Here is a 21,945-nt window from a genome sequence, read left to right as displayed (position 1 = left end):
AAAAGGGATTATGCCATCTTTTCACCTGATTCTTCTTTAAAGAAGCTTTTCATCGCATGGAATACATCTGCTTTTTGCTTTAAAATATAGTATCTGAAATTCTCATCTTTAATATTTTTATATGCTGACATGAGTGTACTATGGCGGTTGTACTGGTTCACTTCCCCATACCCAAACATATTACACTTCTTCATCAGTTCTTCAACAAGTTTTACACACCTAGCATTATCCGAAGTTAAATTATCACCATCTGAAAAATGAAATGGGTAAATATTATAGCGGTCTGGTGAATATTTATTATCGATTAGTTCAAGTGCTTTTTTATATACAGAAGAACATATCGTTCCTCCACTTTCTCCTTTTGAGAAAAACTCTTCTTCTGTAACGACTTTCGCTTCTGTATGGTGAGCAATAAATTCAATATCAACTGTTTCATACTTTGTACGTAAAAATCGTGTCATCCAGAAAAAGAAGCTACGTGCCATATACTTCTCCCATATCCCCATCGATCCACTCGTATCCATCATCGCTAATACAACAGCTTTTGAATCTGGCTTTAACACTTCATTCCAAGTACGGAACTTTAAATCTTCTTGGTGAATTGGATGGAAAGATGCTTTACCACGCATTGCATTTCGTTTATATGCAGATATCATCGTTCGTTTCTTATCAATATTTCCCCATAATCCTGTTTTTCTAATATCATTAAATTCAATGTGTTCAATCCGGTTTTCATCCATTTCTTTTCTCTTTAAATTAGGTAACTCTAACTCTTTGAAAAACGCTTGCTCCAATTCTAAAATTGAGACTTCTGCTTCATAATAATCTTCTCCAGCTGCATCTCCTGCCCCTTGCCCTTTTCCTGGTCCTTTCTGCTTTTGACCACCTGATCCATCTCTCGCAACGACATCGCCAACTTTGCTGTCACCGTTCCCTTGCCCAACATGTTTATTTTTATCATAATTGTATCTAATCTTATATTCATCTAAAGAACGAATCGGTATTTTCACAACATCCCTACCATTAGACATAACAATATTTTCTTCTGTTACAAGATCTGGTAAATTATTTTTAATTGCCTCTTGTACTTTTTCTTGATGGCGTTGTTGGTCGTCATATCCTTTGCGATGGAGGGACCAGTTTTCCTGTGAAATTGTATAGTTTGGTTGATTTTCTTCGCCCATGCCTTTCCCTCCTTACTGTATTTGTTTTCTCTTATGAACAGCAATCTATACTTTTGTTTTCTAGTGTGCGTAACTAGAATATTTAAAAAATAACTGTTCATCGAAAATCATCCCATAAACATATATAGCATTTCTCATACAATACTCCGAGCACCTTAAACAAAATTTTGCCACTCACATAATAGAAAGAAACATTCCGCCGTTGATAAGAAAGAAACACAATGCATTGTTGCACACATTTTCGTTTTGCAACATATTGTATTGTGTTGGCTTTTTTGTATGAATGGTTGGTTACTCTATCATATGCATATTGTAAAAATAATTGACAATAAATTCATAAAATCGCATCTTAATTTATTATATTCGGACAAGCTATGACATTTTTTGTAAATATCAATAGATAACAAAACGCCGTCCCAAGAACAAGAGACAGCGTTTTATTATCAAACTATCGATTTAACAAACTACCTACATATCGTAACAATTCATTCGCAGATGAAGAATTATAGCCATGCTCATCAATTAAGCGTGCAACGACATCATTGATTTTCTTAAGCTGATTTTCGTCTGGTGTTTTCGTTGATGTTGTAATTTTCACTATATCTTTTAAATCGGCAAATAGTTTTTTCTGAATCGCTTCACGAAGACGCTCGTGTGAATTATAATCAAAGCGCTTCCCTTTACGTGCATAAGCAGAAATGCGAATTAAAATTTCTTCACGGAATGCCTTTTTAGCATTTTCTGAAATTCCAATTTGCTCTTCAATCGAACGCATAAGTTTTTCATCTGGGCTCATTTCTTCACCCGTTAACAGATCACGTAATTTTGATTTATTGCAGTACGCTTCGACGTTATCTAAGTAATTATCCATAAGTGTCTTAGCTGATTCTTCGTATGAATAAACAAACGCTTTTTGTACTTCTTTCTTAGCAATTTCATCGTATTCTTTTCTCGCTAATGAGATAAAATTCATATAGCGCTCTCGGTCTTCACTACTAATTGACGGGTGCTGATCCAATCCGTCTTTTAACGATCTCAGTACATCTAGTGCATTAATAGATGGTACCTCTTTTCGAATAATTGTAGAAGAAATTCGGTTAATGACATAACGAGGATCAATACCCTTCATACCTTCATCTTGATATTCGCGTTGCAGCTCCTCTACATCAATCGTATTATACCCTTCTACCGTTTCTCCATCATATAAACGCATCTTTTTAATTAAATCAATATCCGGACGCTTCGGATCTTTTAAACGAGTTAAAATAGTGAACATTGCTGCAACGCGAAGTGTATGCGGTGCAATATGAACATTGGACACATCACTTTCACGAATCATTTTTTCATAAATATGTTCTTCTTCACTAACCCGTAAATTATATGGAACCGGCATTACAATAATTCGTGAATGCAATGCTTCATTTTTCTTATTTGCTATGAAGGAACGATACTCTGTTTCATTTGTATGCGCTACAATTAATTCATCGGCTGAAATAAGCGCAAATCTTCCTGCTTTAAAATTCCCTTCTTGTGTAAGCGATAGTAAATGCCATAAAAATTTCTCATCACATTTTAACATCTCTTGGAATTCCATCATGCCTCGGTTCGCCTTATTTAATTCTCCATCAAATCGATATGCACGGGGATCTGATTCCGAACCGTATTCTGCAATTGTAGAAAAGTCTAAACTACCTGTTAAATCGGCAATATCTTGTGATTTTGGATCAGAAGGACTAAATGTACCAATTCCTGTACGGCGATCTTCAGAGAAGAAAATACGCTCTACAACTACATCCTCAATTCTTGACCCGTATTCTTGCTCTAAACGCATAACATTTAATGGTGATAAATTCCCTTCAATTCTTACTCCATACTCATCAAAGAAATCATTCCGTAAATGATGCGGTATTAAATGAAGTGGATCTTCATGCATTGGGCAGCCTTTTATTGCAAAAACTGCTCCACGATCTGTACGGGAATATGTTTCTAATCCTCGTTTCAACATCGTAACTAAAGTTGATTTACCACCACTAACAGGACCCATTAATAATAAAATACGTTTTCTAACATCTAATCGTTTTGCAGATGGATGAAAATATTCTTCTACAAGGCGTTCTAAAGCATCCTCTAATCCAAATAGCTGATTACTAAAGAAGTTATACTTTCTTCTACCATCAACTTCTTCAATTCCAGCATCTTTTATCATATTGTAAATGCGAGAGTGTGCTGTTTGAGCCACCCATGGTCTTTCTTTCACAAGCTCCAAATACTCCGCAAACGTACCTTCCCATTGTAAACGTTCTTCTGCTGCTCGATGCTGTTCAATCTTTTTTAGAATATCCATTATAGCTCCTCCCCCATCTCCTTGTTCAATCGGATTATTATAAAAGGTATGCTAGGATGTCCTTAAACATTCTTTAAATCAAAACGAAATATATAATAGGGCTATAAAATTCTCTCCAAAATTCAAAGAAAATTCTGTATAATAAAGGTATTAAAGTTTTTACACCGCTATTCGTTTAAAATAAATTCTTTTCTTCTAAGAACCTTACATACATTTCGAGTAATAATTAAGATTCGTAAACCGAAAAAAGTAGGGAGGATATTAGTATGAAATTATTATTAATTTTAGGTGTATCACTCACATTTCTTACAGCTATTTTTACATCTGGTTACAATGATAAACCAGGTACACATAAAAAGTGATGTGCTTTTTAGCACATCACTTTTTTCTTTATCAATCATCTGTAATACACATTTTCCACATCATATTTTGATAAAGGTCGGCTATAATAATAACCTTGTGCAAGTTTCACATTCTTTTCCTTCAAAAATTGTATTTGTTCTGCTTTTTCTACCCCTTCTGCAATGACATTTAATCCTAGAGTATGTGCTAAATGAATAATTGCAGCCGTGATATTCGTATCTCTTTCATCTTTATATATACCTTCCATAAAAGAACGATCAATTTTCAACGTATCAATCGGATATGTTTTTAAATAACTTAAAGATGAATATCCCGTTCCAAAGTCATCTAAATGAATCTTTAAATTTTGTTCTTTTAATTGTAATAACACTCTTTTCGATAAATCTTTATGTATAAGAGCCCCTTCTGTAACTTCTATTGCTAATAAATGAGGAGGGACATCGTACTTATTTAAAGCGCGTGTAATCATCTCTATTAATGTAATAGAACGAAAATGTCTAGCTGAAATATTAACTGCAATCGGTACAACTTCATATCCTTTATTTAACCATTCACGTATTTGTTCACAAGCTTGATGTACTACCCATTCATCAAGCTTAATAATAAATCCTGTTCTTTCAGCAAGTGGGATAAATTGATTTGGCGAGACAAAACCTAGCTCCTTATTATCCCACCTTATTAATGCTTCCATACTGGCTAGTTTTTTCGTCTCAATATTAATTTGCGGCTGGTAGTATAAGAAAAATTCGTTTTTCTCTATAGCACGATGTAACTGGTTTTCTATTATAAACCTTTGTTCACGTTCACAATCTAATCCACTACAATAAAAATGATAATGCCCTTTTCCTGTTTCCTTTGCTTTTTCCAAAGCAGCATCAACTCTTTGAAACAGTATTTTTTCATCTCTTCCATCTGTTGGGGCCATTACAATTCCAATTGACGCACTTAAATACACGTCCTCTTCTTCTATTACAAAATGCTCACTAATCCTTTCTAATATGTTTTTTGCAACTTCCTCTACACATTCTTTCGTTATATTTTCTATTAACATAACAAATTGATCATCGTGCTCTCTAAATAAGTGCATACCTTCTATTTGTAGATTGCTCAAACATTCTGTAACTTTTTGTAATACTTTATCTCCTTCTTTATGACCAAATGTATCATTAATAAGGTGAAACTCATCTAAATCTATAAAAACAAGCGCAAAATTTATATTCTCATTTAAAAAAACATTTAACTTATTTGTACACGAAATTCTATTCATTAACCCTGTTAACTGGTCATAGTAAGCTAAATATTCTGTTCGCATTTCATTTAATACTTGCCTTGTAACATCCCTTGTAACAATATATACCCCAACAATTTCACTGTTCACAATAATCGGGATAGTTCTCAAAGAAATATATAGCTCGTACCCTTCTTTATGAACATATTTCTTTGAAACGATTTGTTTTGCCCTTCCCTGTAAAGCATTCTTAAATATAATTTGAAAAGTTTTTTCATATTCTTTATTTATAAACTGAAAAATAAATTGGTCCTTTAACTCTTCATATCGATACCCAAAAATTTCATAAGTTGCTGGATTTGCATATGTAATTCTACCTATAGAATCTATAGATATAATGGAGTCATTATTATATTCTAGTAATGACTTAAATAACATTTGTTTTTTCTCTATTTCTGCCTTCTCCTCAACCTGAGCAGTAATATCCCTTGTAATACAAATAATAAACTGACATACTCCTTCTTCGTCGTATACAGGGTTAAGTGAAGATTCATAATGTAGCTTACCCGTGGGCAAGCTAATTACATCACAAAAAGTATGTGATCTCGCTTTTTTTATTACTTTTGTATATTGATTCTGTAAAATATTTGCTTTGTCTACTGGTAATACTTCAGTAAACGTTTTTCCGTAACATTCTTCGCTTAGCTTCGCGTAATTCATTCCTATTTTATTTACATAAATATATGTAAAAACCTCATCATCAGTAACTTTCACAATAAATACTAAATCTTGAGTAGCGTGTAATAATCCTTTTCTTATTAAATCCATATCTATCATACTTAAAAAGGTATTTTGATTATTATATTGTTCCTTCATATTTATCTCAACCCGTCTTATCTATTTTCATTCATATATCTCATTCTATATGAATATGTACCTTTTTTAAAATGTATGATTACATATTTTTTTAAAAAAATAAAAAAGTCGCCCAATGGCGACTTTTAATAAACGATTTCTAAATCTAATCCTGGATAATTTTGTTGACGGAACGCTTCATAAATTAAAATTGCTGCTGTATTAGATAAATTTAATGAACGTACTTTATCCGTCATTGGAATACGTAAACAATGATCAAAGTTTTCTTCAATTACATTAGCTGGTAATCCATTTGTTTCTCTTCCAAATACGAAATAGTAATCCTTCTCACGTTTGCTATAATCAAATGCTGTATGAGCTTTCTCGCCATACTTTGTTAAATAGAAGAATTCACCATCTTTATTTTTCTCATAAAATTCTTCGATTGAATCATAATACGTAACCTTTACGTGCTGCCAATAATCTAATCCTGCACGCTTTAACATTTTGTCATCCGTTGAAAATCCAAGCGGTCTAATCAAATGTAACTCTGTTCCAGTTGCTGCACAAGTACGTGCAATATTTCCTGTATTTGCTGGAATTTCTGGTTGATATAAAACAACATGTACTCCCACGCGATATTCACCTCTATTTTTTGTCTACTACGTATTATACCACTTGAACGAAAAATCTCTACCCATTAATAATATGAAAGAATTTATATTTCATTTGTGGTGTATATTTACTAGAGTCTTCATAGTTCCAATAGCGTCTACGGCTATTCGCTGAATGTGCATTTACAAGCGGCATACCATCTGCGTCTTTCGCTACTACAATCGTCGTATGATTCCACCTACCATCATCCTCGAAATCATAAACAATTACATCGCCAAGAATAAGGTCTTCTGGCTTTTCTACCGCTTCTGCTCGAAGACCAGCTGTAGCACCTGATAAATACCAATAAAAAGAGTGTGCCACAGCCCAACTCCAACTCCACTGGTTTTCCCTTTGCCACCATCCTTTACGAATATTAGGATACCCGTTCATTGGTACTTCCCCAGTATGAAGACATTGCGAAATATAATTCGTACAATTATCAGGAAAATTACGATATGCAGGATTGCGATCATCCCACCAACGCTCTGCATATTTCACTGCCTCTAAACGATTATATTGATATGAACCATATTTTTCTTTCGTGACTTCTCGTTCTAACGTTTCACCTATTCCTATTTCTTCTGACACTTCAAGAGCATAATCATCTATTATACGACTATTTTTTAAACAAACTCGTCGTTTTAATTGTTCCTCTTCGATATAAAATAATTCTTTATGCTTAATTAAATATTTCAAGTGTACTTGATAATCAATTTCTTGATGCTCACTACTATTTAATTGTCTTATGAAAGAAATATCCGCAGTTGCTTTCACTATATCTGCACTACGCCTTTGAAACAATTGTTTCTTTCTCTTTGCTATTTGCAATAAATCTTCAGCAATACCATCCACATTTGTTCGTTTCTCTGTTATATATGCTAAAAACTGTTGCACTTGCTTTTCAATACTCACTTTTACAACCATTCCGTCTCCCTCCCATATTACAATATGAAAAAGGGAAATATTATCTACTCTTTTTTCTGCGCTAACAATTCAAGTCCACGATTCATTTCATGAAGAACCTCTTCATCTTTCTCACGTTCCATCGCTTTTTCAATTGCTTCACCCACTCCATCTCCGCCAATTTTCCCAAGTGCCCATGCTGCTGTTCCGCGAAGTACTGGCCTTGGGTCATCTTTCATAACACCGATTAAATCAGGAATTGCTGCTGTTTCTTTAAAATGTGCAAGGGCTAAAATAGCATTTCGTTGCAATGGCTTTTTACCTCTCCATGAACCCGACATAATTCCATACTTCTCTTTAAAATCACGATTACTAATTGTTAAAAGTGGTGTTAATAACGGTTTAACTAACTCAGGATCAGGCTCCATTTCAGGATGGTTATGAAAATCCATTCCTTTATTTTTCGGACAAACAGTCTGACACGTATCACATCCATATATACGATTCCCTATTTTATCGCGATATTCTTCAGGCAGAAATCCTTTTGTCTGTGTTAAAAATGCAATACATTTCTTCGAGTCCAACTGGCCGCCTTGTACTAAAGCACCTGTAGGACAAATATCAATACATTTCGTACAACTTCCACATTGATCTTCTATTGGCCGATCAGGAGGGAATGGAACATTCGTAATCATTTCTCCTAAGTATACATACGAACCAAATTCCGGCGTAATAATAGCGCAGTTCTTACCACTCCATCCAATACCGGCACGCTCTGAAACAGCTCGATCACTTAGCTCACCTGTATCAACCATTGATTTCACTTCTATATCCGGAAGCTTTTCGATTAAATACGCCTCTAACTTTTGCAAACGATCTCGTAAAACAAGGTGATAATCTTGGCCCCAAGAAGCACGACAAAAAATCCCGCGGCGTTCTCCACGCTTACTTAATGGTGCATTTTTTAATTTTGAAGGGTATGCTAAAGCAATCGCAATAATTGATTTAGCACCAGGTAACAGCAGCTGCGGATTCGTTCTCTTCTCTATATCAGGCTCTTCGAATCCAGACTGATAATTCAATTGTTGTTGCTGGATTAGACGCTGCTTTAATTCCTCAAATGGTGAAGCACTGGCAAAACCTATTTTATCTATACCAATCGTTTTACTATACGCAATTACATCTTGCTTTAATTGTTCAAAATCCATTCTTTATCGCCTCCTCCGATGAATCCATCCCTTATGTAACGACTATATTGGTTCGCAATTCACTTTTGGAATCATATTCTCTACTTCTATTTTCGCATACATTTATGATTTTCAAACATTAAAAAACGCAATGCCTCGTTTATCTTAGAAACGAAACACTGCGTTGATCACAATTTATTAGAAAAACATTAAATAAAATTTGGAGCGGGTGAAGAGAATCGAACTCTCGACCAGAGCTTGGAAGGCTCTTGTTTTACCACTAAACTACACCCGCAAATATGAAATAAATATAAGATATTGAAATAACTTATGTAAAGTAGTATAGCATGTAAAAAAATACGAAGCAAGAATTTTATCGAAAAAAGTCGAAAAAGTGATGAGATAACTCATCACTTTTTCAATTCTTTATCAATCGCCTTCTTCATACTATCGAAATCAGGGTTTGCAAGATTCCCATTTATATATACTGAAGGAGCACCTTGAACTTTTAATTTTTGAGCACGATCTGAATCTTTACGTACTTTATCTTTCATTTCTTTACTGTGTAAATCTTTTTTAAATTGTTCTACATTAATTTTTGGAAGTTTTTCTTTCACAATATTAAGAAGTAATTCTTCTGTAATCCATTCTTCCGTATCTTTCTTTTGATTTTGATAAATCTCATCATAGAAAATCCAGAACGAATCTTTATCTTGTTTATAAATTGCTTCACCAGCAGCTGCACCTAAATCAGAATCTTTTCCGATAAACGGGAAGTTAATAAAATATAACTGCACTTTACCTTTATCAATATACTCTTCTTTTAATCGTGGTAATACCGTTACATCCCAAGTACGACAAGCTGGGCATTTGAAGTCTCCAAATTCAACTACCTTAACTGGGGCATCATCTTTCCCTAAAGATTGTTGCGTAGAATAAGCAAACATCTCATTCCCTTTATCTTTTTTGTCATTTATGATGCTATACACAATTGTCCCGATTACAATCAATACTGCGATAGAAAAAACTACACCAAGAGCCATGAGTTTGTTCGATGATTTCATATACATTCCTCTTTAAATTCATATTCTGTATACAGCATTGTACACAATACACATAATATCAATACTTACATAGGTCACGCAATGAACACGCTCACATAAATTACAAAAATACAACATTTGTGACGATATTGTGTCACGTTTTGTCACAAATTATTCAAAAAAAGAAGTCCCTATATAGGAACTTCTCTTAACTTACTGCTTTTTCACGGGCATTTTTTAACATGGATTGCTCTGTTTTTATATCATGACGAATTACTAATTTCTCACTAACTGCTTGCACATATTCATCATGATTTATATACCCTTCTTTCTCCATTAGCCTTAAAACTACATTCCGTCTCTCAACTGCTTTATCATAATTTTGTGCAGGTGAGTAATAAGCTGGTGCTTTTACTACAGCAGCCATCATTGCACTTTCAGCAAGTGTTAATTGATCCACCTTTTTACCGAAGTAAAGGTTTGCTGCTTTTTCAATTCCCCATGCTCCTTCTCCGTAGTAAATATTACTCACATATAATTTAAAAATCTCATCCTTTGTGAATGTACGTTCAATCTTTTTCGTATAAAAAATTTCTTTCCACTTACGAGAAAATGTACGTTCATTAGATAAAAAAGCATTTTTAGATAGTTGCTGTGTAATCGTGCTTCCTCCTTGCACAACACCACCAGCTTTTATATTTTCAATAGACGCCCTGATAATTGCTATATAGTCTAAACCGTTATGATGATAAAACCTTTTATCTTCCGTCGCAATAAATGCGTGTGTTAATGACTCTGGCACCTCTAACTTAGCGGGTACATGTAATTTACTAATATCACTTCGCTCAATCATTACATTTCCAACGAATAATAATGCAAAACTTAACAATAATAATAATATAATGGCTTTATAAAGAAATTTAGTTAATGGATTTAATGCAACTTTTTGATGATAATTCACTCTGGATAATACTCGTTCTTTCATCTTGAACACCTCTTTTCCACACAGCATATAACTCTTAACTTAAGAATACCTTGTTGTAAAAGAATATCCCATCGATTTCTCTTACACCTACCTTACAACATTGTAAGGTGTAAAAATGTATTGTATCACAGTCCTTTTTTATCTACTATTCATATGAAATGTTGAATATACATTTATTTATCACACTATTTATAGGAAGTAGTACTCTCCTTAATTTCACTTCATTCTTTTATTATATCAGTTTATACGTTTATACTTTTAAACATCTAGCAATCTAATTATATACGATATATCATCATTATACAGAACTAGTGTTCCCTAAATCAATACTAGCTTTCGGATTATCTCGCTATTTTTGGGCAGTAAGACTTCTCCCTCAAAACTTAGCTAAAGCTAGGAAGTTAGGTGGTAGTCCTGCTTCCTCCACTAATTATTAGCCTACATTTTATTATTGTGACCTTTTTCTGAAACAGTATACATAAAGAAAAGGTTAGCAATTTGAGATGCCCTCAAATAACTAACCAAAACTTTACAATCTTCCTATAAGATTATATGGCTGAACTTCCCATGTTTCGTATGGAATGAAATTCGTTGCTTTCATCGCATCAAGCGTCCTTGATTTCATATGAGGACGCGTTATATACTCATCGATGTTCTCTTCATTTAAAGCAACAAATTTAGCTTCTTGTATTTCTTCAGGTTGAATTTTTATTTCTCCACTAACATATGCGACTTTAAAAACAACAGCTACAATATGCATAGAAGCATTATAATAAATCCCTGTAACCCCGATGGGCTTCACAGTTAATCCTGTTTCTTCCATTATTTCTCTGCAAACAGCTTGATCGAGCGCTTCCCCTTCTTCTACCTGTCCTCCAGGCATTTCCCACGTATCAGCTCGCCAGTGCACTTTCGTTAAAAGCACCTCATCCTTTTCATTTGTTAAATAACCTGCTACGGCAACAATATGCTTTGGTGTTTTATGTTCCACATTAAGACCTCCTAGAAATACGATTACTTCATATACACCCTATAACCATATTCCCTCTCTACAGCAATACACCTTTAATAATTCATCATCTTAATTAACTTCATAAAAAAAAGACCCTGTCCGTTAAAGGAAAGGATCTTCTGTCTTATATTATTCCCCTAAGTCTACGTTGTGGTAAACTTGCTGTACATCTTCTAAATCTTCTAATGCATCAACCATTTTTTCAAATTGTACTTGAGCATCTTCAGGAAGTTCTACATCACTTTGTGCAAGCATTGTTAATTCTGCAACTGTAAATTCCTCAACTCCAGCATCTTTAAGTGCAGATTGTACTGAATGGAACTGATCAGGTTCAGCATAAACGATAACAGAATCTTCTTCCTCTAGAATGTCACGTGCATCTACATCTGCTTCCATTAAGATTTCAAGAACCTCATCTGACGTTTTGCCTTCAAGACCGATAACAGCTGTCGCATCAAACATGTAAGCCACAGAACCGTTTACACCCATGTTACCACTATTTTTGCTAAATGCAGCTCGTACATCGGCTGCAGTACGGTTTACGTTATTTGTCAGTGTATCTACAATTACCATAGATCCATTTGGTCCAAAACCTTCATAACGAAGCTCGTCATAATTTTCTTCTGAACCGCCTTTTGCCTTTTCAACTGCACGGTCAATAATTGTTCTTGGCACGTTGTATGTTTTCGCACGCTCTAATACTACTCTTAACGTTTGGTTTGATTCTGGATCTGGCTCGCCTTGTTTTGCTGCCACATAAATTTCACGTCCAAATTTCGCGTATATACGGCTTGTATTTGCATCTTTTGATGCTTTTTTGTCTTTAATATTGTTCCATTTACGGCCCATACTTTCCACTCTCTTTCCCGTTTTAAATCTACATAAAAATATTAATATGAAATATAATGTGTATTCAACACATTTTTAAAAGAAATATAAAAAGTTCATTTTTAATTCATATTACAGACATAATATAAATTACTATCATTTTGTTCTTTCGACAAGTTATATTATACATGAATTCCTAAGTTTATTACGAATTTTAAAATCACATAATATAATTTAACAAAAAAAACTCTAACATTTCTGTTAGAGTTTTTTTACATCGCCGATACCGATGGTCGGGGTCGAACCGACACTCCCGAAGGAACACGATTTTGAGTCGTGCGCGTCTGCCAATTCCGCCACATCGGCATAATAAGAAAGGCGGCAACCGGATTTGAACCGGTGGTAAAGGTTTTGCAGACCTCTGCCTTACCACTTGGCTATGCCGCCATATGAAGTTAAAATGGAGCGGAAGACGGGATTCGAACCCGCGACCCCAACCTTGGCAAGGTTGTATTCTACCACTGAACTACTTCCGCAAAAATGGCTGGGCTAGCTGGATTCGAACCAGCGCATGACGGAGTCAAAGTCCGTTGCCTTACCGCTTGGCTATAGCCCATCGATTTCTTACTTAATTATATGTAAGTATCAATTATATTATTTGTAATTTTTAAAATAAAAATGGGGCGACTGATGGGAATCGAACCCACGAATGCCGGAGCCACAATCCGGTGCGTTAACCACTTCGCCACAACCGCCATGTTGTGTTTATATATTTGGCAGGGGCAGTAGGAATTGAACCCACACTGGAGGTTTTGGAGACCTCAGTTCTACCTTTAAACTATGCCCCTATGTAAAATGGTGGAGGGGGGCAGATTCGAACTGCCGAACCCGAAGGAGCGGATTTACAGTCCGCCGCGTTTAGCCACTTCGCTACCCCTCCGAAACTTACATGGTGCCGGCTAGAGGACTTGAACCCCCAACCTACTGATTACAAGTCAGTTGCTCTACCAATTGAGCTAAGCCGGCATATTTTATTAAAATGGTGGCTCGGGACGGAATCGAACCGCCGACACGAGGATTTTCAGTCCTCTGCTCTACCGACTGAGCTACCGAGCCTTATTAAAATGGCGGTCCCGACCGGGGTCGAACCGGCGATCTCCTGCGTGACAGGCAGGCATGTTAACCACTACACCACGGGACCATTTGGTTGCGGGGACAGGATTTGAACCTGCGACCTTCGGGTTATGAGCCCGACGAGCTACCGTACTGCTCCACCCCGCGATAATATTATTTATATAATTATATGATAAGTGTTAGCAACCAAATTATGAAAATTTTTGGTTGCGGGGACAGGATTTGAACCTGCGACCTTCGGGTTATGAGCCCGACGAGCTACCGTACTGCTCCACCCCGCGATAATATTATTTATATAATTATATGATAAGTGTTAGCAACCAAATTATGAAAATTTTTGGTTGCGGGGACAGGATTTGAACCTGCGACCTTCGGGTTATGAGCCCGACGAGCTACCGTACTGCTCCACCCCGCGACAATATTATTCATATAATTTATATGGTGGAGGATGACGGGATCGAACCGCCGACCCCCTGCTTGTAAGGCAGGTGCTCTCCCAGCTGAGCTAATCCTCCAAAAGTGGTGACCCGTACGGGATTCGAACCCGTGTTACCGCCGTGAAAGGGCGGTGTCTCTAACCACTTGACCAACGGGCCAAATATTATAAATTCCTTATGGCGGAGAGCAAGGGATTCGAACCCTTGATACGCTTGTGACGTATACACGATTTCCAATCGTGCTCCTTCGGCCGACTCGGACAGCTCTCCAATGGCTCCGCAGGTAGGGATCGAACCTACGACCGATCGGTTAACAGCCGATAGCTCTACCGCTGAGCTACTGCGGAATAATATTGCCTGGCAACGTCCTACTCTCACAGGGACAAGGTCCCAACTACCATCGGCGCTAGAGAGCTTAACTTCCGTGTTCGGTATGGGAACAGGTGTGACCTCTCTGCCATCATTACCAGACATTATTCTTTTGAGACAAACATTATTATACCTTATTCACTTATAAAGTCAACAAGTTTTTTTATGTTCTCTCAAAACTAGATAACATTTGCTTCATATTATATGGTTAAGTCCTCGATCTATTAGTATTCGTCAGCTCCACATGTCACCATGCTTCCACCTCGAACCTATCAACCTGATCATCTTTCAGGGATCTTACTAGCTTACGCTATGGGAAATCTCATCTTGAGGGGCTTCATGCTTAGATGCTTTCAGCACTTATCCCTTCCGCACATAGCTACCCAGCTATGCCCTTGGCAGAACAACTGGTACACCAGCGGTGCGTCCATCCCGGTCCTCTCGTACTAAGGACAGCTCCTCTCAAATTTCCTACGCCCACGACGGATAGGGACCGAACTGTCTCACGACGTTCTGAACCCAGCTCGCGTACCGCTTTAATGGGCGAACAGCCCAACCCTTGGGACCGACTACAGCCCCAGGATGCGATGAGCCGACATCGAGGTGCCAAACCTCCCCGTCGATGTGGACTCTTGGGGAGATAAGCCTGTTATCCCCGGGGTAGCTTTTATCCGTTGAGCGATGGCCCTTCCATGCGGAACCACCGGATCACTAAGCCCGACTTTCGTCCCTGCTCGACTTGTAGGTCTCGCAGTCAAGCTCCCTTATGCCTTTGCACTCTACGAATGATTTCCAACCATTCTGAGGGAACCTTTGGGCGCCTCCGTTACACTTTAGGAGGCGACCGCCCCAGTCAAACTGCCCACCTGACACTGTCTCCCGGGTCGATAAGACCCGTAGGTTAGAATTTCAATACAGTCAGGGCGGTATCCCACCAGCGCCTCCACCGAAGCTAGCGCTCCGGTTTCAATGGCTCCCGCCTATCCTGTACAAACTGTACCAAAATTCAATATCAGGCTGCAGTAAAGCTCCACGGGGTCTTTCCGTCCTGTCGCGGGTAACCTGCATCTTCACAGGTACTATAATTTCACCGAGTCTCTGGTTGAGACAGTGCCCAAATCGTTACACCTTTCGTGCGGGTCGGAACTTACCCGACAAGGAATTTCGCTACCTTAGGACCGTTATAGTTACGGCCGCCGTTTACTGGGGCTTCAGTTCAGAGCTTCGCTTACGCTAACCCCTCTCCTTAACCTTCCAGCACCGGGCAGGTGTCAGCCCCTATACTTCGCCTTACGGCTTCGCAGAGACCTGTGTTTTGCTAAACAGTCGCTTGGGCCTATTCACTGCGGCTTTCCGTTAAGAAGCACCCCTTCTCCCGAAGTTACGGGGTCATTTTGCCGAGTTCCTTAACCAGAGTTCTCTCGCACACCTTAGGTTCTCTCCTCGCCTACCTGTGTCGGTTTGCGGTACAGGCACCTTTTATCTCGCTAGAAGCTTTTCTTGGCAGCGGGGAATCAAAGACTTCGCTCCATAAGGAGCTTCCCCATCACAGCTCAGCCTTCACGATAAGCGGATTTGCCTACTTATCAGCCTAACTGCTTGACGTGCACAACCAATCGCACGCTTCTTCTATCCTTCTGCGTCCCTCCATTGCTCAAACGATAAAGAGGTGGTACAGGAATATCAACCTGTTGTCCATCGCCTACGCCTGTCGGCCTCGGCTTAGGTCCTGACTAACCCCTGAGCGGACGAGCCTTCCTCAGGAAACCTTAGGCATTCGGTGGACGGGATTCTCACCCGTCTTTCGCTACTCATACCGGCATTCTCACTTCTAAGCGCTCCACCAGTCCTTCCGGTCTGACTTCACTGCACTTAGAACGCTCCCCTACCACTGATACCATTGGTATCAATTCGCAGCTTCGGTGGTGTATTTAGCCCCGGTACATTTTCGGCGCAGAGTCACTCGACTAGTGAGCTATTACGCACTCTTTAAATGGTGGCTGCTTCTAAGCCAACATCCTAGTTGTCTAAGCAACTCCACATCCTTTTCCACTTAATACACACTTTGGGACCTTAGCTGGCGATGCTGGGCTGTTTCCCTCTTGACTACGGATCTTATCACTCGCAGTCTGACTCCTAAGGATAAGTCATTGGCATTCGGAGTTTGACTGAATTCGGTAATCCGATGAGGACCCCTAGTTCAATCAGTGCTCTACCTCCAAGACTCTAACACTTAAGGCTAGCCCTAAAGCTATTTCTGGGAGAACCAGCTATCTCCAGGTTCGATTGAATTTCTCCGCTACCCACACCTCATCCCCGCACTTTTCAACGTGCGTGGGTTCGGGCCTCCATTCAGTGTTACCTGAACTTCACCCTGGACATGGGTGATCACCTGGTTTCGGGTCTACGACCACGTACTAAACGCCCTATTCAGACTCGCTTTCGCTGCGGCTCCGTCTCTTCAACTTAACCTCGCACGGGATCGTAACTCGCACGGTTCATTCTACAAAGGCACGCCATCACCCATTAACGGGCTCTGACTATTTGTAGGCACACGGTTTCAGGATCTCTTCACTCCCCTTCCGGGGTGCTTTTCACCTTTCCCTCACGGTACTGGTTCACTATCGATCACTAGGTAGTATTTAGCCTTGGGAGATGGTCCTCCCAGATTCCGACGGAATTTCACGTGTTCCGCCGTACTCAGGATACATTCAAGAGAGAACGAAGTTTCGACTACGGGGTTGTTACCCTCTGTGACGGACCTTTCCAGGTCGCTTCGTCTACCTCGTTCCTTTGTAACTCCGTATAGAATGTCCTACAACCCCAAGAGGCAAGCCTCTTGGTTTGGGCTAGATTCCGTTTCGCTCGCCGCTACTCAGGAAATCGCATTTGCTTTCTCTTCCTCCAGGTACTTAGATGTTTCAGTTCCCTGGGTCTGTCTTCCATACCCTATGTATTCAGGTAAGGATACCATACCATTACGTATAGTGGGTTTCCCCATTCGGAAATCTTCGGATCAAGCTTACTTACAGCTCCCCGAAGCATATCGGCGTTAGTCCCGTCCTTCATCGACTCCTAGTGTCAAGGCATCCACCGTGCGCCCTTTCTAACTTAACCAAACTAAAATTAAAAAATATGAGCTACACTGTTATCTAGTTTTCAAAGAACATACATTTAAACTTGAGAGATAGTTCTCTCAAAACTGAACGAAACGAAACAAGTCAACGTTTATTGATGAACTGCGTTCATCAATTCTCCATAGAAAGGAGGTGATCCAGCCGCACCTTCCGATACGGCTACCTTGTTACGACTTCACCCCAATCATCTGTCCCACCTTAGGCGGCTGGCTCCATAAAGGTTACCCCACCGACTTCGGGTGTTACAAACTCTCGTGGTGTGACGGGCGGTGTGTACAAGGCCCGGGAACGTATTCACCGCGGCATGCCGATCCGCGATTACTAGCGATTCCAGCTTCATGTAGGCGAGTTGCAGCCTACAATCCGAACTGAGAACGGTTTTATGAGATTAGCTCCACCTCGCGGTCTTGCAGCTCTTTGTACCGTCCATTGTAGCACGTGTGTAGCCCAGGTCATAAGGGGCATGATGATTTGACGTCATCCCCACCTTCCTCCGGTTTGTCACCGGCAGTCACCTTAGAGTGCCCAACTTAATGATGGCAACTAAGATCAAGGGTTGCGCTCGTTGCGGGACTTAACCCAACATCTCACGACACGAGCTGACGACAACCATGCACCACCTGTCACTCTGCTCCCGAAGGAGAAGCTCTATCTCTAGAGTTTTCAGAGGATGTCAAGACCTGGTAAGGTTCTTCGCGTTGCTTCGAATTAAACCACATGCTCCACCGCTTGTGCGGGCCCCGTCAATTCCTTTGAGTTTCAGCCTTGCGGCCGTACTCCCCAGGCGGAGTGCTTAATGCGTTAACTTCAGCACTAAAGGGCGGAAACCCTCTAACACTTAGCACTCATCGTTTACGGCGTGGACTACCAGGGTATCTAATCCTGTTTGCTCCCACGCTTTCGCGCCTCAGTGTCAGTTACAGACCAGAAAGTCGCCTTCGCCACTGGTGTTCCTCCATATCTCTACGCATTTCACCGCTACACATGGAATTCCACTTTCCTCTTCTGCACTCAAGTCTCCCAGTTTCCAATGACCCTCCACGGTTGAGCCGTGGCTTTCACATCAGACTTAAGAAACCACCTGCGCGCGCTTTACGCCCAATAATTCCGGATAACGCTTGCCACCTACGTATTACCGCGGCTGCTGGCACGTAGTTAGCCGTGGCTTTCTGGTTAGGTACCGTCAAGGTGCCAGCTTATTCAACTAGCACTTGTTCTTCCCTAACAACAGAGTTTTACGACCCGAAAGCCTTCATCACTCACGCGGCGTTGCTCCGTCAGACTTTCGTCCATTGCGGAAGATTCCTACTGCTGCCTCCCGTAGGAGTCTGGGCCGTGTCTCAGTCCCAGTGTGGCCGATCACCCTCTCAGGTCGGCTACGCATCGTTGCCTTGGTGAGCCGTTACCTCACCAACTAGCTAATGCGACGCGGGTCCATCCATAAGTGACAGCCGAAGCCGCCTTTCAATTTCGAACCATGCAGTTCAAAATGTTATCCGGTATTAGCCCCGGTTTCCCGGAGTTATCCCAGTCTTATGGGCAGGTTACCCACGTGTTACTCACCCGTCCGCCGCTAACTTCATAAGAGCAAGCTCTTAATCCATTCGCTCGACTTGCATGTATTAGGCACGCCGCCAGCGTTCATCCTGAGCCAGGATCAAACTCTCCAATAAAGTTAGTTTGTCTAGCATCTAAAAATAAAAATTGACGTTCACGTTGTTTGTTTCGTTCAGTTTTCAAAGAACTTCTTTGCCGCTCATTTGCGACTCCCTTATGTTAACATCTTCGTTTTTCGATGTCAACTAAGTTTTTCAATTTCTTTTTTGTCGTTTTCTGCGTTTCCGCATCAGCGACGGTTATTAATATATCATGCAGTATATGTAGGGTCAATACTTTTTATAAAAAAATTTCACATCCCGTTAAAAGTTTAAAACATGTTCCAAAAATCATTATAGTATCCTTTCATTCTTCATCACACTCCACATTTCATATCTTATCGCTTTATCACGTTTGTGAACGAGTGAAAATTCTAAATTTTATGTTATATTATTATTATAGGAGTTGGTGAGAATGAGCATTAAGTATTCAAACAAAATCAATAAAATCCGGACCTTTGCATTAAGTTTAGTATTTATCGGTCTCTTCATTGCATACTTAGGAGTCTTTTTCCGTGACAACATTATTATTATGACGACATTTATGATGGTTGGCTTTTTAGCTGTTATCGCTAGTACTGTCGTTTACTTTTGGATTGGTATGTTATCTACGAAGACTGTACAAATTATTTGTCCAAGCTGCGATAAGCCAACAAAAATGCTCGGTCGTGTCGACGCATGTATGCATTGCAACCAACCTTTAACACTCGATCCGAGTTTAGAAGGAAAAGAATTTAATGAGAAGTACAATAAAAAAAGCTATAAAGGATAGCAGGTACTTTCACTTTATTATTTTTTAATCTCCATATAATAAAGAAAGAGGGGGACGATTACGTCCCCCTCTTTCTTTATTATATATTACGCCTTATGACACTCTGGACAAACGCCATAAATTTCTAAGCGATGACTATTAATAACGAAGCCTGTCGTTTTCGCAGCTTCCTCTTCAAGCTGTTCCAAACCTCCATAAGGAAAATCAACAATCTTACCACATTTTTCGCAAATCACATGATAATGTTGACTTGTAACATAATCAAACCTACTTGAAGCGTCTCCATAAGTTAATTCCTTTACAAGCCCAACTTCTTTAAACACACGTAGGTTATTATAGACAGTTGCAACACTCATATTTGGAAACTTACCTTCTAATGCTTTATAAATGTCATCCGCTGTTGGGTGCGTCATAGATTCCACAAGGTACTCTAAAATAGCATGACGCTGTGGAGTAATGCGTACACCCGTATTTTTCAGCATTTCTAGCGCTTCTTTTAATTCTTCTTTGACCACCGTCATGCACCCCGATTCTATACGGATTATTATTTTATAATTCTTATAAAGAGTGTACTCTTTTTCTTATAAATCGTCAATATTTCTACTATAAGTATGTGGTTTATTTTTGTATATAGCCTTATTCTTATGTATCTTCCCCCATTTCCTATACATTTACATAGAAAAAAGTGCGACATAATCGCACTTGGAATACTATCATCTGAGGAGGTATGCCCTACACTTTCACTTTATGTATCACAAGAAAATATGTATAGACGCATGCCTTACATATGTATTTTTATCCTCATTAATATAGATTTATTTTATCCTGCTATTTGCGGGCTAATAATCAGTGGGGATAGACACCCCCTGATTAAAGTTTCACTTTATATAAGAAAGAACGTCCTCAATATGTCCTTTCACTTTCACTTTACGCCATTCTTTTACAAGTTCACCATCTTTATTGATAAGGAATGTAGAACGCTCGATTCCCATGTACTCTTTTCCAAAGTTCTTTTTTAATTTCCAAACATCGTACAATTCTGCTACTTTATGATCTTCATCTACTAAAAGTACAAATGGAAGCTCATGCTTCTCAATGAATTTCATATGTCTGTTCACCGAATCAGGACTTACACCAAGGATGATTGTGTCCTTCTCTTGGAATAATCCATATGCATCACGAAAATCACATGCTTCAGTTGTACACCCTGGAGTCATATCTTTCGGGTAAAAATATAGAACTACATTTTTACCTCGGAAGTCAGCTAAGCGAATTTGTTCTCCGGTACTTCCCTCTAATGTGAATTCCGGTGCTATTTCTCCTACTGTGATCATTGTTATCACTCCTTTTCTTTTCTATTACTATAACAAATGCTACCTTATTTTTCATTGTCCATTACAGTCCTTACCACAAAGGCAAACGGTAATGTATATCCAATTAGCGCTTCTCCAATTGCAATCCATCTTCCGATTCCAATCGGAGCTATATCACCATATCCAACGGACAATAAAGTAACCGCGCTAAAATATAAACATATTTCAACAAGTTGAAAGGAATGAGCACTTAGCCTATCCCCATCTTCTTTCAAAACTGCAAAACCCATTTCCTCTAGCACAACATAACTTAATCCAAACGCAATCAGTACCGTTGTATAAATTAAAAACAACGTAGCTAAATTGTACAGCGAAAAGAAACGATTGGAATTTGAATATGAACTCCATAATAATTGGACACTTCTCAAAATAGCAATTGCTGCAATTAATAGAATAAATCCCCATAACATGTCCTCCACCTCATTTTATATGTATGAGGACTATAGCTGATTTATCCCTTAGAAACGAACAAGCTTCTA

Annotated in this window: 14 protein-coding genes, 18 tRNA genes and 3 rRNA genes; 1 reads left to right on the top strand and 34 read right to left on the bottom strand. The window is 39.0% G+C overall.

Features of this window, described 5'->3' with window-relative positions; translation table 11 throughout:
* Positions 1-8: 8 nt before the first annotated feature.
* The 31 genes from yhbH to QUF93_RS05055 form a co-directional block, all read right to left on the bottom strand.
* Entirely contained in the window at positions 9-1,184 is a 1,176-nt protein-coding gene (yhbH, locus tag QUF93_RS05205; protein ID WP_002115997.1) for a sporulation protein YhbH, read from the bottom strand.
* 448 nt (positions 1,185-1,632) lie between these two features.
* A complete protein-coding gene (locus QUF93_RS05200) occupies positions 1,633-3,528 on the bottom strand; it encodes an ATP-dependent protease PrkA (protein WP_002115994.1) in 1,896 nt (631 codons plus the stop codon).
* Between the two features lie 397 nt (positions 3,529-3,925).
* Positions 3,926-5,995: a sensor domain-containing protein gene (locus QUF93_RS05195; protein ID WP_289358045.1), complete on the bottom strand. Its 2,070-nt coding sequence runs from the start codon at positions 5,993-5,995 to the stop codon at positions 3,926-3,928.
* A gap of 125 nt (positions 5,996-6,120) precedes the next feature.
* Entirely contained in the window at positions 6,121-6,609 is a 489-nt protein-coding gene (gene trmL, locus QUF93_RS05190) for a tRNA (uridine(34)/cytosine(34)/5-carboxymethylaminomethyluridine(34)-2'-O)-methyltransferase TrmL (protein ID WP_000538149.1), read from the bottom strand.
* Positions 6,610-6,667: 58 nt separating this feature from the next.
* Positions 6,668-7,555, bottom strand: a complete 888-nt coding sequence (locus QUF93_RS05185; RefSeq protein WP_002115989.1) for an amidase domain-containing protein — start codon at positions 7,553-7,555, stop codon at positions 6,668-6,670.
* Between the two features lie 44 nt (positions 7,556-7,599).
* A complete protein-coding gene (queG, locus tag QUF93_RS05180; protein ID WP_002115986.1) occupies positions 7,600-8,742 on the bottom strand; it encodes a tRNA epoxyqueuosine(34) reductase QueG in 1,143 nt (380 codons plus the stop codon).
* A 200-nt stretch (positions 8,743-8,942) separates the two neighbouring features.
* Positions 8,943-9,016, bottom strand: a tRNA-Gly gene (locus QUF93_RS05175).
* 115 nt (positions 9,017-9,131) lie between these two features.
* Positions 9,132-9,785 (bottom strand): DsbA family protein, encoded by a 654-nt coding sequence (locus tag QUF93_RS05170; protein WP_289358044.1) that lies wholly within the window; start codon positions 9,783-9,785, stop codon positions 9,132-9,134.
* 187 nt (positions 9,786-9,972) lie between these two features.
* Positions 9,973-10,749 (bottom strand): transglycosylase domain-containing protein, encoded by a 777-nt coding sequence (locus QUF93_RS05165; protein ID WP_088057464.1) that lies wholly within the window; start codon positions 10,747-10,749, stop codon positions 9,973-9,975.
* A gap of 529 nt (positions 10,750-11,278) precedes the next feature.
* Positions 11,279-11,740 carry an NUDIX hydrolase gene (locus QUF93_RS05160; RefSeq protein ID WP_289358043.1) on the bottom strand — a complete coding sequence of 154 codons (462 nt, stop codon included), beginning with the start codon at positions 11,738-11,740 and terminating at the stop codon, positions 11,279-11,281.
* Positions 11,741-11,890: 150 nt separating this feature from the next.
* Positions 11,891-12,610 (bottom strand): YebC/PmpR family DNA-binding transcriptional regulator, encoded by a 720-nt coding sequence (locus QUF93_RS05155; protein ID WP_289358042.1) that lies wholly within the window; start codon positions 12,608-12,610, stop codon positions 11,891-11,893.
* 263 nt (positions 12,611-12,873) lie between these two features.
* Positions 12,874-12,955: transfer RNA gene (locus QUF93_RS05150), tRNA-Leu, on the bottom strand.
* Between the two features lie 10 nt (positions 12,956-12,965).
* A tRNA-Cys gene (locus tag QUF93_RS05145) sits at positions 12,966-13,036 on the bottom strand.
* A 14-nt stretch (positions 13,037-13,050) separates the two neighbouring features.
* Positions 13,051-13,125: transfer RNA gene (locus QUF93_RS05140), tRNA-Gly, on the bottom strand.
* 5 nt (positions 13,126-13,130) lie between these two features.
* Positions 13,131-13,205, bottom strand: a tRNA-Gln gene (locus QUF93_RS05135).
* 63 nt (positions 13,206-13,268) lie between these two features.
* Positions 13,269-13,344 (bottom strand) — tRNA-His (locus QUF93_RS05130).
* Positions 13,345-13,363: 19 nt separating this feature from the next.
* Positions 13,364-13,437, bottom strand: a tRNA-Trp gene (locus tag QUF93_RS05125).
* An 8-nt stretch (positions 13,438-13,445) separates the two neighbouring features.
* Positions 13,446-13,529, bottom strand: a tRNA-Tyr gene (locus tag QUF93_RS05120).
* A gap of 10 nt (positions 13,530-13,539) precedes the next feature.
* A tRNA-Thr gene (locus tag QUF93_RS05115) sits at positions 13,540-13,615 on the bottom strand.
* A 14-nt stretch (positions 13,616-13,629) separates the two neighbouring features.
* Positions 13,630-13,705 (bottom strand) — tRNA-Phe (locus QUF93_RS05110).
* A 9-nt stretch (positions 13,706-13,714) separates the two neighbouring features.
* A tRNA-Asp gene (locus tag QUF93_RS05105) sits at positions 13,715-13,790 on the bottom strand.
* Positions 13,791-13,793: 3 nt separating this feature from the next.
* Positions 13,794-13,870 (bottom strand) — tRNA-Met (locus tag QUF93_RS05100).
* A gap of 57 nt (positions 13,871-13,927) precedes the next feature.
* Positions 13,928-14,004, bottom strand: a tRNA-Met gene (locus tag QUF93_RS05095).
* Positions 14,005-14,061: 57 nt separating this feature from the next.
* Positions 14,062-14,138 (bottom strand) — tRNA-Met (locus tag QUF93_RS05090).
* A gap of 24 nt (positions 14,139-14,162) precedes the next feature.
* A tRNA-Val gene (locus QUF93_RS05085) sits at positions 14,163-14,238 on the bottom strand.
* Positions 14,239-14,243: 5 nt separating this feature from the next.
* Positions 14,244-14,319, bottom strand: a tRNA-Glu gene (locus QUF93_RS05080).
* 19 nt (positions 14,320-14,338) lie between these two features.
* Positions 14,339-14,430: transfer RNA gene (locus tag QUF93_RS05075), tRNA-Ser, on the bottom strand.
* Positions 14,431-14,432: 2 nt separating this feature from the next.
* Positions 14,433-14,507 (bottom strand) — tRNA-Asn (locus QUF93_RS05070).
* 8 nt (positions 14,508-14,515) lie between these two features.
* A 5S ribosomal RNA gene (gene rrf / locus QUF93_RS05065) occupies positions 14,516-14,631 on the bottom strand.
* A gap of 102 nt (positions 14,632-14,733) precedes the next feature.
* Positions 14,734-17,646, bottom strand: a 23S ribosomal RNA gene (locus QUF93_RS05060).
* A 145-nt stretch (positions 17,647-17,791) separates the two neighbouring features.
* Positions 17,792-19,339: ribosomal RNA gene (locus QUF93_RS05055) — 16S ribosomal RNA — on the bottom strand.
* Together the 16S, 23S and 5S rRNA genes with 17 tRNA genes alongside form the textbook arrangement of a ribosomal RNA operon.
* Before the next feature lie 397 nt (positions 19,340-19,736).
* Here QUF93_RS05055 and QUF93_RS05050 point away from each other — a divergent pair.
* Complete coding sequence (locus tag QUF93_RS05050; RefSeq protein WP_002063699.1) at positions 19,737-20,093, top strand: YgzB family protein; 357 nt, start codon at positions 19,737-19,739, stop codon at positions 20,091-20,093.
* Between the two features lie 86 nt (positions 20,094-20,179).
* Here the strand turns inward: QUF93_RS05050 and perR are convergent, their stop codons facing one another.
* The 3 genes from perR to QUF93_RS05035 all read right to left on the bottom strand — a co-directional run bounded on the left by perR (position 20,180) and on the right by QUF93_RS05035 (position 21,876).
* Entirely contained in the window at positions 20,180-20,608 is a 429-nt protein-coding gene (perR, locus tag QUF93_RS05045) for a peroxide-responsive transcriptional repressor PerR (RefSeq protein WP_000237831.1), read from the bottom strand.
* A gap of 363 nt (positions 20,609-20,971) precedes the next feature.
* Positions 20,972-21,427 (bottom strand): thioredoxin-dependent thiol peroxidase, encoded by a 456-nt coding sequence (gene bcp, locus QUF93_RS05040; protein ID WP_002115971.1) that lies wholly within the window; start codon positions 21,425-21,427, stop codon positions 20,972-20,974.
* A 44-nt stretch (positions 21,428-21,471) separates the two neighbouring features.
* Positions 21,472-21,876 (bottom strand): potassium channel family protein, encoded by a 405-nt coding sequence (locus QUF93_RS05035; protein ID WP_002091112.1) that lies wholly within the window; start codon positions 21,874-21,876, stop codon positions 21,472-21,474.
* Positions 21,877-21,945: the final 69 nt, after the last annotated feature.

The organism is Bacillus hominis (assembly GCF_030348325.1).
Classification (GTDB): domain Bacteria; phylum Bacillota; class Bacilli; order Bacillales; family Bacillaceae_G; genus Bacillus_A; species Bacillus_A hominis.
The sequence above is the reverse complement of the archived record's forward strand: the minus strand, read 5'-3'. Positions and strand labels throughout refer to the sequence as shown.